General features: G+C 45.7%; 17 protein-coding genes. 2 read left to right on the top strand and 15 right to left on the bottom strand.

The annotated features are described in order from the left end of the window. The 12 genes from DXN04_RS26155 to DXN04_RS26100 all read right to left on the bottom strand — a co-directional run bounded on the left by DXN04_RS26155 (position 1) and on the right by DXN04_RS26100 (position 7,679). The gene (locus tag DXN04_RS26155) at positions 1–297 is read right to left on the bottom strand and encodes a hypothetical protein (RefSeq protein ID WP_116856352.1); all 297 of its coding nucleotides are present in this window, start codon (positions 295–297) and stop codon (positions 1–3) included. Further along, a complete protein-coding gene (locus tag DXN04_RS26150) occupies positions 284–577 on the bottom strand; it encodes a hypothetical protein (protein WP_116856351.1) in 294 nt (97 codons plus the stop codon). Before DXN04_RS26150 ends, DXN04_RS26155 begins: the two co-directional genes overlap by 14 nt. Continuing rightward, entirely contained in the window at positions 574–798 is a 225-nt protein-coding gene (locus tag DXN04_RS26145; RefSeq protein WP_116856350.1) for a hypothetical protein, read from the bottom strand. Before DXN04_RS26145 ends, DXN04_RS26150 begins: the two co-directional genes overlap by 4 nt. 5 nt (positions 799–803) lie before the next feature. Then, positions 804–1,268, bottom strand: a complete 465-nt coding sequence (locus tag DXN04_RS26140) for a hypothetical protein (protein ID WP_116856349.1) — start codon at positions 1,266–1,268, stop codon at positions 804–806. A gap of 5 nt (positions 1,269–1,273) precedes the next feature. Further along, on the bottom strand, positions 1,274–2,311 hold the full coding sequence (locus tag DXN04_RS26135) for a hypothetical protein (RefSeq protein ID WP_116856348.1): 1,038 nt from the start codon (positions 2,309–2,311) through the stop codon (positions 1,274–1,276). After that, entirely contained in the window at positions 2,312–2,842 is a 531-nt protein-coding gene (locus DXN04_RS26130; protein ID WP_116856347.1) for a DUF6046 domain-containing protein, read from the bottom strand. It lies immediately after the preceding gene. A gap of 3 nt (positions 2,843–2,845) precedes the next feature. Further along, entirely contained in the window at positions 2,846–4,702 is a 1,857-nt protein-coding gene (locus DXN04_RS26125) for a tape measure protein (protein WP_116856346.1), read from the bottom strand. A gap of 200 nt (positions 4,703–4,902) precedes the next feature. Further along, positions 4,903–5,214, bottom strand: coding sequence for a hypothetical protein (locus DXN04_RS26120; RefSeq protein WP_116856345.1), 312 nt, complete (start codon positions 5,212–5,214; stop codon positions 4,903–4,905). 35 nt (positions 5,215–5,249) lie between these two features. Further along, positions 5,250–5,672, bottom strand: coding sequence for a hypothetical protein (locus DXN04_RS26115; protein ID WP_116856344.1), 423 nt, complete (start codon positions 5,670–5,672; stop codon positions 5,250–5,252). A 34-nt stretch (positions 5,673–5,706) separates the two neighbouring features. Beyond that, entirely contained in the window at positions 5,707–6,876 is a 1,170-nt protein-coding gene (locus DXN04_RS26110) for a DUF2586 family protein (protein WP_116856343.1), read from the bottom strand. 38 nt (positions 6,877–6,914) lie between these two features. Continuing rightward, a complete protein-coding gene (locus tag DXN04_RS26105) occupies positions 6,915–7,346 on the bottom strand; it encodes a hypothetical protein (RefSeq protein ID WP_116856342.1) in 432 nt (143 codons plus the stop codon). Positions 7,347–7,436: 90 nt separating this feature from the next. Continuing rightward, on the bottom strand, positions 7,437–7,679 hold the full coding sequence (locus tag DXN04_RS26100) for a hypothetical protein (protein WP_116856341.1): 243 nt from the start codon (positions 7,677–7,679) through the stop codon (positions 7,437–7,439). A gap of 232 nt (positions 7,680–7,911) precedes the next feature. Between DXN04_RS26100 and DXN04_RS26095 the strand changes: the two genes are divergently transcribed. Further along, complete coding sequence (locus tag DXN04_RS26095) at positions 7,912–8,406, top strand: hypothetical protein (protein ID WP_116856340.1); 495 nt, start codon at positions 7,912–7,914, stop codon at positions 8,404–8,406. Between the two features lie 70 nt (positions 8,407–8,476). Here DXN04_RS26095 and DXN04_RS26090 read toward each other — a convergent pair whose 3' ends face one another. The 3 genes from DXN04_RS26090 to DXN04_RS26080 all read right to left on the bottom strand — a co-directional run bounded on the left by DXN04_RS26090 (position 8,477) and on the right by DXN04_RS26080 (position 12,567). Continuing rightward, complete coding sequence (locus DXN04_RS26090) at positions 8,477–8,788, bottom strand: transposase (protein ID WP_116856339.1); 312 nt, start codon at positions 8,786–8,788, stop codon at positions 8,477–8,479. A 187-nt stretch (positions 8,789–8,975) separates the two neighbouring features. Further along, positions 8,976–9,977 carry a PorP/SprF family type IX secretion system membrane protein gene (locus DXN04_RS26085; RefSeq protein WP_116856338.1) on the bottom strand — a complete coding sequence of 334 codons (1,002 nt, stop codon included), beginning with the start codon at positions 9,975–9,977 and terminating at the stop codon, positions 8,976–8,978. Between the two features lie 4 nt (positions 9,978–9,981). Next, positions 9,982–12,567 (bottom strand): T9SS type B sorting domain-containing protein, encoded by a 2,586-nt coding sequence (locus DXN04_RS26080; protein ID WP_158569152.1) that lies wholly within the window; start codon positions 12,565–12,567, stop codon positions 9,982–9,984. Positions 12,568–12,873: 306 nt separating this feature from the next. Between DXN04_RS26080 and DXN04_RS26075 the strand changes: the two genes are divergently transcribed. Beyond that, positions 12,874–13,434: a Crp/Fnr family transcriptional regulator gene (locus tag DXN04_RS26075; RefSeq protein ID WP_116856336.1), complete on the top strand. Its 561-nt coding sequence runs from the start codon at positions 12,874–12,876 to the stop codon at positions 13,432–13,434. Positions 13,435–13,456: the final 22 nt, after the last annotated feature.

The following is a 13,456-nucleotide window of genomic DNA, read 5'->3' as shown; positions in this document are numbered from 1 at the left end:
TTAACTGATGCGGAAGTCCAGCTGTATGCCCATGTAACCGATACCTCCCATTACATATGCAGCATCATCTGCGGTGTAGCCATTGGCGGGTATGATACCGTCTTCCTGTAATTCCTGCCAGGTGCGCATATCAATGATTTCGGTATCGGGGATCAACAAACTTTCTCCTGCTATGAATTCATCTGTAATGCTGCGTCCGTTGGCGACAGCAAAGTCGAAGAGGGCAGCGATACTTCCTTTCTCCTGCATGGAAATGTCCAGCAGGCATTGATGGGGTTTTACATTAACTGTCTTCATAGGTCGCATCAATGTTTAGCTGACCGGAGTCAGTGAGGGTAATTTTTTTAACAGACATACCATCAGCGATGAACTGTGCACGGATCTCAGCGAGCAGGGAATGATAGTCATTGTCCTGTAAGAATCCGAATGCATCTACGCCGACACCAGGTGATTCCTTGAAAGTGGCCCGGTTGTTCATGAGCAGTACCTGCTGGTGTTGCAGATCACTGAAGCCAATAACGAAATCGTTGTTCCGGATGTCGAGATCCAGGTCTGTATTGAATAAGATATCTTTCATTGTAAGGAGCCTTGAAATGTTCCGGATACAGGCCCGCCACCTGTAGCGGTAGCGAGTCCACCGGTATACATGATGGTAGCTGATTTAACATAAGTATCTACCGCTTCGGCCAGTTTGCCGGCTAATGCATCCAGGGTCTGTTCTTCATCGCCATCCGTATCTTTCATATTTTTGAAAGCACTTTTAATAGCCGATTGCAGTGTACTTTTATTAAGTGACATAAGGGTTATTTTAAAAGAGTTGCCAATCGTTGTTTAATATCCATGAAAGCAGATTTATTCATCGGCGCATAGATCGTGATTATTTCATCCAGCAGGTCGTCCAGGCATTTTTTCAGGGATTCATCACCTGCACTGATCTCCAGGCCATCCTTATCCAACTCAAAGAATTTATCTTCCACGAAGTATTGGATCTTATCCACCTTTTCCATACTGATGACCACGAAATTGCTGCTCTCCTGGATCCTCGCCATGAGCACACTACTCCCTTTTTGAGGAAAGATCAGTACGCCATCATTATCTCCTATCACGGAACGCAGTCTTACATCTGCGATTTCCAGGCCGGTAGCAGTTGTAGCCAGGATGGTACCTTCTGCCTCATCAATGTCTTTTACAATTGCCGGAATGATAATGGTATCGGTGTGCACCAGCTTCCGCAGTGTGTCTACCAGTTCACGTTGTTTATTGCTCATGATGATTAAATTTTTATGCCTATTTCAGCAATCCGCCGGCCACCCGACGCACCGAAAGTAACTTCTGTACTTTCGATGCGATAGGTGCCATTACGGGCAGTGAACTTGTCATCGGATATCTTCGCCTTACAACCAGGAAACGCAAAGGGTTGCAGAAAAGCAATCAATTTGCCTTCGTAGCCATCGTATTTCAGTGTTGACAGCTTATTTTCCGCAGCTTTTTGCAAGGCCTTCCGATCTTCAAAGTGAGAGATATGAAGCGTAGTTTCAGCGCCATTTGCATCTCCTGCTTCTGCTGTATGTGGCTGATTCTTTTTATCTATATAGATAGCTTTGACCAACACCTGTGCATCACTGGCTTTCCTGAATTTGAGTTCATCATCTTTGATCACGGTATCACCGATCTTGTAGCTGGCATTGTTTTCAATTGTCCTGTAACTGAGCGGATCAGTGGCTTTGCGGCCACGGGCATACACGCCTGCCTTAGGACTTTGCATATGATCAAAACCTGCATACAGGAGCTTCCCTTCGAAATAGACATTCATATAGAGGTCCTTTTTTAACCAGTCGAGAATATCTGTGCCGGTTTTACCGGTGAAGTAGGCCTGGTTCAGGTTGAGGTCAGGGATTTCATCACTCAGTATAATATCGGTGCCTTCCGTGATCTTTGTGAGCAGCTTTTTCAGCTCGATGGTCTTGTTACTATCCAGCACACCTTTCTGCTGTAGTTGCCAGCTATAGCCCTCGCATTCTATCACACAGGGAGAGGCTGCATTGATTCTTTTTACAAAGCCTTCGAATTCCAGTTGCCTGTCGTCATCGTAGCCCAGCCAGATTTCCACCTTATTGCCTTCTGCAAACTGATCGGCCGAACTGAAAACTGATTTTGTAGGCAGCTTGCCAGTGTAGCGTATTGCTGCTGAAGCCGGAATGGTAATGAAGGCGGTATCAACAAAAGAATGCAGGCTTCGTTTGATTTTCACTTCCTGGACTGAATAGAATGTATAGCTGCCGATCTTAATTTCACATTTCAGGGTAAACATTTATGCTTTGTTTAAGATAAATTTCAAATCGCTGATGAGGTTCATGTCATAAGCCTGTATATTCTGTGTACCTGGTGATGGAGGAAAAGAGAGATCGGTGATGATTACTTTTTCACCTTCGTCAAAGAGCAAGGAGGTGAGGGCACAATTAATAGTCAATGCTTCATTCCTGTTGTACAGTTCCATCAGGTCGCTGATCTCTTCATCGGGATAAGCGTTGTCCTGGCGGACGATGATGCCTTTGATATTTATTTTGTAATCCTCTTTGCTGATCATTTCTTTCACCGTACCGGAGCGGTTGACCAGCGTGGTTTGTACAATGGTCTTCTTGTTGCTGATGCTGATGACGGGGTTATAGAGGTCTAAGCCGCCAAGGGTTACTGACATGAAATAGGACTTGCTATACGCTTCGTTGCCATAGTAACTGGTGCCCCGGCTGTTTACATCGGGTTGCTTCAGGATGGTAAGGGTTTCCGGAGTATAGCCAAAGGTACCGGCGAAGGTGCTGGCGATATCGATGTTGAGTGCCATAGGTTATGCTGTTTTAAGAATGTGGAGTAAGGCATCTGTCACTTGCTGCTCCATGTTGGAGATACCTTCGGAAACGGTATTGGTTGTGATGTTTATGGTATCAAAAAGCTTCTGCATGGTAATATTTACCGTACGTGCACCGCCGTTAGTGATGCCGGTTGCAGTATCTTTGGCGTTGTCCATTGACATTTTTCTGCGGGTAGCATCCGGTGTCCAGGAACCGGAAGCACCTGAACCGGTAAAAACGGGATTAGGATTCCATGAACCCGAAGCGCCGCCACCAGCGAACTTACCAGCACCGGGTCTTATGCTCCATGAACCGGAAGCCCCACCGGGAACAGGTGGTGTGGTCATGGCCGGGCCTTTTGATTCCGTCTGCTTTTTATTCACTTCTGCATGAAAGGCATCGGCGGCTTTGCCACCCATCTCTTTCATATCACCGATCAGTGTCTTTGCAGTATTGTAGCCAGACAGATCTTTGATTGCTTCTTTTCCGGATTCCCAGGCTTTGCTCCAGTCACCTTTGAAGAGGTACATCACAGCCTGGCCCAGGTTGCCGATACCAGAGATCAGCGATTTAATGGGTGCGATAGCGATATCCCAGATCATACCGGCGAAGCCTTTGAGGATTTCCCAGGCACCCAGAATGGCCCCTCTGAACCAGCCAAATGTATTCCATGCATAAATGACTACGCCAATCAGTGCAGCAATAATCGTCACAGCCAGTCCTACTCCACTGCCGGCGACAGCGCCACCCAATAATTCTGCGGCAATGGTCCATGCTTTGTATCCCAGTATTGCAGCGCCTACCACGGTGGTGAGGAACCCTACGGTTTCTGCATTTCTGGAAATCCATTCTGCTGCAGCACTGAGCCAGCCAACCAGGGGTTTGAGTGTATTTTCCAGGAAGTTGCTCACAGTGGGCATGAGTGCATTGCCTATCGTGGCACCGGCTTCACTCATCTTTTCTTTGAGACCATGCCATTGACCGGCGGCTGTTTCACTTTGTTCTCTCATCACACCAAAGAATTCCCCTCCCCTGGAAGTGGCAGCCTGCAAGGCGGCTACTACGCTTTCGGTCGAGATGCCTCCTGCTGCCATACTCGCCTGCAGCTGTTCCATGGTTTGGCCACTATTGGCTGCCATGATTTCAAGCGGCTTGAAGCCGGCATCATTCATAGCTTTCAGTGATTCAGAGGTCAAATGTCCTTCCTGTTGCAGATCACCGAAGGCTTTGGTGAGGGAATCCATTTTGGTTTGATTACCGCCACTGGCATCGCCGAGCATACTGAGCACAGGCATGAGCTTTTCTGCGGCTACTCCGCTTTCCAGCAGGGATGTGGCGTTTTCCTGCAACTTATCATTGTCAAAGAGAGAAGTAGCGGCCATCTGGTGCAGATCTTTGATGATAGCAGCAGCTGCTGTCGAGGAGCCGGTGAGGCGTTGGAAGCTCACTTGTGCGGTTTGTGCCGCCATACCCATCTGAAGCAATGCCGGTGCACCTTCCAGCATTTTATCCACACCTTTATCCAGGACTTTTTTGCCTGCTTCCCCCCAGCCTTTACGGTTTGCGGTATCACTTTGATCCTGGATATCCTTCTTCCGTTCTTCATACCTGATTTTGATATTATCAAGTCTGGTGATCGTCTGGATACTTTTGGTTTTATTTCTCAGGGCTTCTACGCGCTTAAGTCTGTCTTCTATTTCATCGAGGGATGCTGTTAGTTTTCGGTTGGATGCTACAAATATATTGTTGTCATTGATTGTACTTTTCATCCAGTTACCGATCTTACCGAAAGCAGCATCAGCTGCTTTCAGTAAGTCTTTATAGGTATCGGTTGTAATAGTCAGGTCTGCCATTGTTTATTATTTTACACCATGCTATCTTGACAGCAACGGCAATCCTTTCAGTTCCCGTTGCCGGATATCATGCAGTTGTGCAAACTTCTCGGCCCATTGTGAGTCGGATAATTGCGAGGTGTCAACCTGGGGCAGATAATATTCGAACAGCGTTTGAATATAACCGAAAGGGTTGCTATCAAAATCGCCGGACGCCTCGCTTAGAGCTTTTCCACTTCTACTTTTTTCGCTTCCAGCAGTTTATCCAGCTGTCCGCCCAGACCGTAGAGATAGGATTTATCTTCTACGATTTCTTCGTCACCACCTAACCAGGTAGCCCTGAGGATGGTTTCGTGATAAGCCAGTGGATCGCCGGAGATCAGTGTCATGGCATAGCTTACTTCGTCCCTGTTGGGTTTTCTGCAATAGCCAACTTTACCGTCGGCAGCCGTGAGCCTGAATATATCTTTATATTTCTTTTTCCATGCATCAATGTGCTCCTGGCTAACGGCAAGCGATTTTTCTACTGTCATGATATAGGTTTAAATAATTGTGGTGAGTTTAAAAATTAAGCGTTTTGTTTCAGGCCCATGAAGATGATGGGCAGTGTGAGCTCCATGAATTTGGCGCCCTGCTCCCAGCCTTTTTCAAACTCCTTGAACTGGAAGCCCTGAATGATATCAGTGCGGGGTGTGGAGGTAGCATCTTTAACATAGGTAACTACGATCTCAGCGCTGAGGTCGAGGATGTCTCTGCCGCCTGCGTTCTTCACAGCATCGGCGAGAATATCATATTCAAATTTCAGCAGTTTGATTTCACCTTCATAGATACGTTTACCACGCTGGATGCCGATAGGCTCATCGCCGGCACCATGCAGGTGTTCTTTTTCCTGGGTCAGTTTGTATTTAATGCCCCGGATACCGGTCAGTTCTTTACCGAGCAATACTACTTTCATATTTGCCCAGGTCACTTCTTTGGTGTCAAAAATCATATTGATGTCTTTTAAATGTTGGGGTTAACGGCCATTACTGGTTCAGAGCGGGATTGGTGAAGCCCAGTAATACTTCGATGGTTTTGGTATAACCTACAGGTACAATTGTTGCTTTTACCGTAATCTTACCGGTGCTCAGTACATTCTGGTTTGCATCAACATATGCGCTGAATGAACTGATTTCGTCAGCCATCGCTGTGTTGACAGCGGTTTCAATCCTGCTTTGCAGGTACTTGATAACAGGCACACTGAGTTTACCATCTGCATCGATAGCTACTTCATCATTCAGTTCTTCGACATAGGTTTGATAACAGAGTGTGATAGCCTTGTCAATCACGCGGCCTGCTGCCAGCTGACTGTAATCGTCTGAAGCAGGAGCACACATTGGATCGTCATTCAGGTAATAACCGGAGCGGCCAACGAAGGTACGGAAGAAGATGTAGCCTTTAGTGTGCAAGAGTTCGAGAGATGTGAGGTCTTCAACTTTTTTGGTACCGATGTATGCATTTGTAATTGGCAATGCACCATCTTTTACGCGACCCAGGTTACGCTGTACAGGAATAGCTGCGGCACGACCGATTACGAGACCGATAGAAGGGCTATCATAGTAAGTGCCGGCTAAAACAATTCCTACGCGATTTGCGGAGAAGGTGCGCAGGTCTTTCAGCTTTTCAGGATGATCGATGTCGATGGCATTTGCTTCCAGCAAAATACGTACTGGTTTGAACTGATCAGCATAGGCCTGTGCCAGCTGCTGTGCTTTCGGTACAGCATCGAGTACATTGCCGTCCATGCCTTCGCCCTGCGGTGCTACATACAGATCAGCAGGGGTAAAAGTAATACCCAGCAGTCTGACACGTCCCTTTGCAGCATCCAGCAATTTCACAGCACCGTTTGCGTTAGTAACATCCACTATCTGTGGCATTGTTACTGTGTTTTCAACGAGCATGATGTACAGCTCTGCGCCTTCACCTGCAATGTCATAAAACTCCTTGATGTGGCGGTAGGCATAAGTGTTGGTGCCACCATCGGTGATCCCGATTGCTTCTGCATCACTCAGGCTGAAGAGTACTGTAGGTACAGCCAGCGAAAGTTGATTCGTGGCTACACCTGTCAGTACCAGACCAGCAACCCCATCATCAGTTACAACGGTTCTGCCAAGATTGCCGTTGCCTAATGTAATTGCTACTTTTGGTAATCCCATTTTCTAATTTTTAGGTCTATTTAAATTGTGAAAAAAAATTATTTACTGTTGCTGTAGCTTGCCTGGCTAAACAGATCATAAATGTTCTGCTTTTTAGTATTGCCATCCAGCTCACGCAAAATGATGCTCTGCAATTTTTGTAACACAGCATCCTGCAGATCGGGAGATACTGTTGCTAATGCACGGACAAAACAAGCTACCTTTCCTTCCAGTGAAGTTTCATCTTTGCAGGTTACGACAATGCTAAGGGTATCGATACCTGTTTCGAGTGCTGCCAATACTTTATTTTTCAGGATAGTATCTGCATCACCGGGGATGATAGCTTCCAGGAGATCCACCACAGGGCTTTCCAGGGCAGATTTAATAATCCTGGTGACACGCAGCGCTTCTTCAGCATGTGCTGCAATAAAAGCGTCGAATTGTTGTAATGCGTGTTTGATTTTAGTTCCTGTTTTTTTACAGAATGCCATAGGGTATATATTATTTAATGTAAACTCTTTCAGAAAGCGCCCTCTTGACAGAGGGTGCTTTTGTTTTTAAATAGGGGACAATTCTAACGTTTAACGTCTCTCCAGTACGCTTTCCAGGCGCTCCATGACCTTTGTATTATTTTCTATCACTCCCTGCATTTTTTCACGGTCATCATTAAGATATTGTGCGAGGCGATCTTCCAGTTTGATCTGGCGCTTCCACAAAATCCATGCGATGCCAATGAGTACGATTACAGAGAAGGCCTGGTCTCCAAGCCGCTGGAAGAGTACGTTTCCGGGGTTAACATCAATAATTTCATTTAATAGTAACATCTGAGGTTAACAATTTAGGTTTTAAAGGATCTTTCTTCTTTCATGTATGTTGCAAGCGATAACAATACAAAGAAACAGCTTTTATACACGGTGAAAAAATCGTGAAATAATGTTTATTCTTTTATTGTGCATTTAGATTTCACTGTTTGTACAATCATTAATGAAGTGAATTTTAAAGACGCAGAATAGATCGATCTTTACACTGTTGTTAACTCAAAAAAAATAAAAAAAAATGAACAGTCTATTTGCACAACTTTTCACATCCCTGCAAACGCACATTGCCACTACAGTTCCGGAGATAAAAGGAATTCTGCCGGAGATGGGACAAACAGAAATTTACAGCAGCGTACCTGCTATATGGCCATGTGTATTTATCGATTTCAACAATGTGAACTTTACAGAAATACTCAACCAGGGACAACGGGCAAATGGTGAGCTGCAATTGAGATTAGTATATTATGTACTCGCTGCTGATGGGGTTACTTTTGTAGATACAAATACTGTGATGGGATATTATGAAGCAGAAAGAAAATTGCATGAAGCATTGCAGGGTTGGAGTAGTAATGGGATTAATCCGCTGAGTAGAATTAAGGTAAATACGGAGGTGAGATCCGATGCATTCAGGGCAAGGGTGCTGACGTATAGTCTGGATTTTGAAGAGTACCTGGAAGTGAATACAACACAAACAGGGAAACCGCAACTGGAGATTGCCGAAGTTGAAATTTAATTACGGGCATGAAAAAAGCCTGTATCTTATTTGATACAGGCTTTTTTTTCAGGGTTAACAATCGTTGACGTTACCACGTCAACCATGGATAGAGCAGCCGTAGTTGCTTCAGGTCGGGTTGTTCTCTTTTCATAATTTGCTCAAGGCGCTCGCTATTGCACTGCATACGGTAAATAATATTACTGTTCTTAATGTAGAACTCTTTGGATAATTCCTCAATAGCAGAATCATACCGCTTTTGCTGGAGCTTGATGTAGTAATAATACCGGTGCAGCAGGCATTCGTCCCTCAGGGCGATCATATCGGCGGAGCGACCTTTGCGCACTGTTTTGGTGACAGGGTTTTCTATGAAATGATTGAAAAGGGTTTGTTGTCCTCGCATAATCTTTAATACTTTGTTTGTGATTGATTAATAGCCGTGCTGCATGGATGACGGTACCAGGTTATTTTGTTCAGTATCAAAGTTAGCAGCTCACTTACTACTCTTTCTGCGTAGTGAACCCTATGTGGATAAAGTTATCCACATATTTTTTGAACCAAATAATCATTGAAAAACAATCAGTTGTACATTAAAAATGGCGAGGGCATTTTACCTTGTTCATGCTGTTGATGCTGGGGATTGTAATGCCTAAAGAGAGCTCATGTGAACCCCGTTGATAACGTGAAATTCCGCTGGTTGAAAAGTCGTAAGAATAGCCAATTCTGAGGTTGTCATTTGCATAGACTTCCATCAGCACACTAAATGCATTATTAGGGTCTAAATTGGGCTGTAAATTCGTATTCCCGGGGTAATTAAATCCTGTACGGTAAGAGGCACCGATCCACAAGGTCTCCTGCAATAAAACAAAGACATTTACATCCACATTCACAGGTCCTTTAAAATCTCCTTTCACCAGGATGGAGGGTTTTAACTGCACGTCCTGGTTCAGGGGAAATAGGGTACCTGCTGAGAGATAGAGGTGCCTGGATTTGCGCAAAGAAGAATATAATAAACCATTCCCTAAAAAGATCTTGCCGCTGGTGTATGCAGAAAATAAATTTAATACGGACACACCTATATACGAGGTAGCAGAATTGTAATAAAGCCCGACTCTTGCATCGGGCACCAGGGTTGACTGCCGGCCTAATATTACCTCGGGATCATCTGCATCTACATACTTACGATTGCTGCCATCCACACTATAGTTTGTGACACCTACACCCAGACCAAGCGCCAGTCGTTTTTCATCTTCCCAATCCATGGGAATACGGTATGAATAATTTACAAAAAGGGCGGTGGCTGATTGCGGACCAAGTTTTTCGAGAGAAGTCAATACCCCCCATCCTACTCTTTTATCAGCGTAATCTGTAAGGCCGTCTGCGGAGAACGTTCCGGTGACCGGTGCTCCCGGAAACCCGGACCATTGCTGTCGGTAGCTGGTGTGCAGGTAGAGCGCTTCCTTGTATCCTGCATATGCAGGATTGACAGCCAGTCCGTTAAAAATGTACTGACTGAACTGCACCTCCTGCTGGGCATGTGCCTCCAGGCAGGCAAGGAAGAAAATTAATATGGTGATGCTCCTTTTAATCATTTTGCTACCTTGTAATCAGTTCAACATAACCTTTGTACAGCTGTGGTCCTCCAGCCATGTTGATCCTGAGCACGTAATAATAAATACCGGCACTCAGCCCCTCTCCTTTCCAGTTGTTGTTGTAGTTGTCACTCCGGTATACCTGGTTGCCCCAGCGATTATAGATCTCCAGTTTTGAGCCGGGATAGAGGTCCAGCCCTTTGATTACAAACTGGTCATTCTTTCCATCGCCATTAGGCGTAATCACGTTGGGTACAAAGAAAGTTGCACTAATGGCAGGTGTTTCCACCGTGCTTGAATTATTTGAATTGTCGGGATCTGTTTCATTCGAAGAAACATAGGCTGTATTCTTAATCACCCCGGCAGCCGATACACGGGCCTTAAAAGAAAAGGAGGCTGACTTCAGCACACGCAGTGTGTCGATGTTCCAGACTACTTCATTCATCGCTGCGTTGTAAGTGGCATATCCTGTAGAAGGAGAAAGTTCCGTTGCGGCAGACAGGTTGTAAGGAAAATCATCGGTGATGATCAGGGATGTTGCATTGTCCAGTCCCTTATTGTATACCGTGAGCAGGAATGAAATTTCGTCGCCTATTCCAATTTCACCTGTGGTCTCCAATGTCTTTACGATACTTACATCGGCAGTAGGTGCGTCATTGAAATCAACGTAGCGGGTACAGGTAGCTTTGGTGCTTGCATCCGTCACAGTAACATATACACTTCCATTGGGCTGTGGGTTGGCTGAAATGGTGCTGAATTTACCATAGGCATCTGCATGGGTAGCGGCAGAACTGCCATCCGGGAAGTTCACAATGATGGAGGCATTTGGCAGGGTATTGCCTGTGATCACAATTTGTCCGCCTACCTGTTTGACCGGTGCATTGATAACGAATAATGAGATCACTGATACGAGTTTTACCCTGATAGAGGCAGCACAGGTATTGGCATCCCTTACGGTGATGCTGTAAGTACCTTCGGGCAAACGGCCAATCGTACTGGCAGAAGAACCTGTGCTCCAGGTCAGCGTGTAAGGAGCGACCCCGCCTGTGGCAACAGCGGTGAGACTGCCTGTTGCATCGCCGGGGCAGCCCACGGAGATCTGGGACACTGTGATACCGATTACATCAGGCTCGGTGATCACGGCTGTTTGCGCATCTGCGACACAGCCATTGGCTCCTTTTACCGTGATGCTGTATGAACCCGGGCCTAATCCCCTGAATACGGAATCTACCTGCCATGCACCGCCATTAATCGCGTATTGATTGCCGGTACTGTTGGAAGCAACCCTGATGATACCATCTTTAAAGGTATTGCAGGTGACATTCGTGGGCATCAATGTAAAAGCCGGGCTGGCGGCAACATAGATTTTTTTTATAGCAGAGTCTATACAACCGCTGGTATTCAGTTCGTATTTGATGGTAGCTGTTCCACCTGCAATACCATTGACAGTACCACTGCCATCTACAACGGCAACGCTTGTATTATTACTACTCCAGGTGCCACCGGCTACTGATACGCTCAGCGATAAGCGGTTGTTTGCACAAAGGGCGCTGTCGCCCGTGATGGTGACAGGAGTTGTTGCAACTTTATCTTCGTTGGCCACAATATGTACAATTTCTCCGGCCGCCACAGAAATGGCATCAACGGTCAGCGTGGAAGCATCCGGGTCATAAATGGTATACCCGCTTAATTTCCATCCGCAGCGTGTTGTCGCTGCCAGTTGGTAGGTGCCTGCACTAACAGGAATGATCACTGCATTATCATTCGGAGTGGTACGGATCCGTTCTCCATCCAGCCAGCTGCTGGCAGTGCGGCTATAAATAGCATTCGTATTGCTGCTCCATACTGCGCCATCGAAAGCGGTTGTATGACTAAAGTCGGTTCTTGCTGTAGCATCGGCGCTCCAGCTGCTGCCATTGTAATAAACACCATTGGCATAGACCTGGCTCTGGCCGTCAATTGCAATATCGGCATAGGTAGACGGACTGATATTGGCAGCCGTACCCCCGGTGAATGGAATGGTATATACACCATTTGCTATATACACAACGGTGCCGGTGTAAGGCTGAATATCCAATCGGGTAGCCCCGGTACTGCCTCCCAATAGCTGGGCCCAGCTATCGGCATAGGGAGCGGCGGTACTGATATTGGTCAGGATACTTCCGTCAGAACGGGTAATCCCGATACGGCCACCACCATAGGAGATATCTACAGCGGCAATATTGGCATGAAAAGAAGGACGATAGATTGTATTGAGTGTGGTACCATCAAAGAAGTAAGCATTACCTGCGGCATCTACACTCACAAACTGGCCTGCTCCGGCACCATCGATATTGATGGCCTGGTAGCCGGTATTGGTCCACTGGCTGCTTCCTGAAGGGCGACGAAAAATGTTGGTAGTGGTAGCTGCCCAGAGTTCTCCCCTGACACCGGCACCAATGTCGTTGATGGTACCTGAAACGGAAGGCTGGTCATTGAGAATGAAATTTGTGGTCCCATCTAAAGTGAAATGGAAATCGGGCGATGTGACATCATCCTGGCTGTTAACGTGTAAGTAGATATAACCTTGCTGTGGATATGCTGCTTGCACGTAAAGTAAGAATATAAGTGACCATAATGTACTCCAGGCAGGTCGAGGCATAACTATATGGGAAATAAGCGGGATGAAGGGATAGCACCCCCTTTCAAATACACGGTTTTCCAAACAAAGATATATTATTTGATACAATTATACAATATGACTAAATAATAATATTAAATTATACAAGCATGATTAAAAAGAATGTGGGGCAATTGCTTTTACTAAGCTGCCAGGAGGGGATTTTGGAAGGAAAATGAAAATAATTCAGCTGTTAAAAAGGGTGAAATTTACGTACAAATTTCGGTAAATTGCAGGATGGATTTATTAGGTTTTCTCCGTCAGGAATTTGATCTCCCTGCCAACATTTGTTCGGAACTGGAACTGGCTTTCACCTGCGAGACCCTGCCTAAACACCATAAACTGCTGCTGCCTGATGCTTTGTCGAAAAAGGTCTATTTTATTGAATCGGGCATGATACGCAGCTACTATACAAAAGACGATAAAGACATTACTCACTTTTTCTTCACGGAGAATTCGTTTAGCCTTTCGATTGAGAGTGTCTTTTACAACGCTCCCTCGCCACACGGTCTTGAACTGTTAGAAACCTCTACGCTCCGCTGGATCTATTTCAATGATCTTGAGATTTACATCAATAAGTACAATCAGCTGGAAAAACTAATGCGGGTACTCCTGATTGATGTCATGAAAAAAATGTCGGAAAGAATGTATATGATCCAGTTTCAATCGGCACAGGAAAGGTATAAAACCATGCTGGAGAAGCATCCTGATATTCTACTGAGAGCCCCCCTTGGACATATTGCCTCTTACATCGGCATCACCCAGCAGCGGCTGAGTGTGATCAGGAGTCAGAAATAAGCACAACAATTCTCCTATCGGC

Source organism: Chitinophaga silvisoli (genome assembly GCF_003412465.1).
In the GTDB taxonomy this organism is placed as follows: Bacteria; Bacteroidota; Bacteroidia; order Chitinophagales; family Chitinophagaceae; genus Chitinophaga; species Chitinophaga silvisoli.
This window is presented reverse-complemented; position numbering and strand designations above follow the sequence as displayed.

Excerpts from the sequence above, each read along its gene's own strand:
- DXN04_RS26155 (WP_116856352.1), bottom strand. The coding sequence starts at position 297 with ATGAAGACAGTTAATGTAAAACCCCATCAATGCCTGCTGGACATTTCC.
- DXN04_RS26150 (WP_116856351.1), bottom strand. The coding sequence starts at position 577 with ATGAAAGATATCTTATTCAATACAGACCTGGATCTCGACATCCGGAAC.
- DXN04_RS26145 (WP_116856350.1), bottom strand. The coding sequence starts at position 798 with ATGTCACTTAATAAAAGTACACTGCAATCGGCTATTAAAAGTGCTTTC.
- DXN04_RS26140 (WP_116856349.1), bottom strand. The coding sequence starts at position 1,268 with ATGAGCAATAAACAACGTGAACTGGTAGACACACTGCGGAAGCTGGTG.
- DXN04_RS26135 (WP_116856348.1), bottom strand. The coding sequence starts at position 2,311 with ATGTTTACCCTGAAATGTGAAATTAAGATCGGCAGCTATACATTCTAT.
- DXN04_RS26130 (WP_116856347.1), bottom strand. The coding sequence starts at position 2,842 with ATGGCACTCAACATCGATATCGCCAGCACCTTCGCCGGTACCTTTGGC.
- DXN04_RS26125 (WP_116856346.1), bottom strand. The coding sequence starts at position 4,702 with ATGGCAGACCTGACTATTACAACCGATACCTATAAAGACTTACTGAAA.
- DXN04_RS26120 (WP_116856345.1), bottom strand. The coding sequence starts at position 5,214 with ATGACAGTAGAAAAATCGCTTGCCGTTAGCCAGGAGCACATTGATGCA.
- DXN04_RS26115 (WP_116856344.1), bottom strand. The coding sequence starts at position 5,672 with ATGATTTTTGACACCAAAGAAGTGACCTGGGCAAATATGAAAGTAGTA.
- DXN04_RS26110 (WP_116856343.1), bottom strand. The coding sequence starts at position 6,876 with ATGGGATTACCAAAAGTAGCAATTACATTAGGCAACGGCAATCTTGGC.
- DXN04_RS26105 (WP_116856342.1), bottom strand. The coding sequence starts at position 7,346 with ATGGCATTCTGTAAAAAAACAGGAACTAAAATCAAACACGCATTACAA.
- DXN04_RS26100 (WP_116856341.1), bottom strand. The coding sequence starts at position 7,679 with ATGTTACTATTAAATGAAATTATTGATGTTAACCCCGGAAACGTACTC.
- DXN04_RS26095 (WP_116856340.1), top strand. The coding sequence starts at position 7,912 with ATGAACAGTCTATTTGCACAACTTTTCACATCCCTGCAAACGCACATT.
- DXN04_RS26090 (WP_116856339.1), bottom strand. The coding sequence starts at position 8,788 with ATGCGAGGACAACAAACCCTTTTCAATCATTTCATAGAAAACCCTGTC.
- DXN04_RS26085 (WP_116856338.1), bottom strand. The coding sequence starts at position 9,977 with ATGATTAAAAGGAGCATCACCATATTAATTTTCTTCCTTGCCTGCCTG.
- DXN04_RS26075 (WP_116856336.1), top strand. The coding sequence starts at position 12,874 with ATGGATTTATTAGGTTTTCTCCGTCAGGAATTTGATCTCCCTGCCAAC.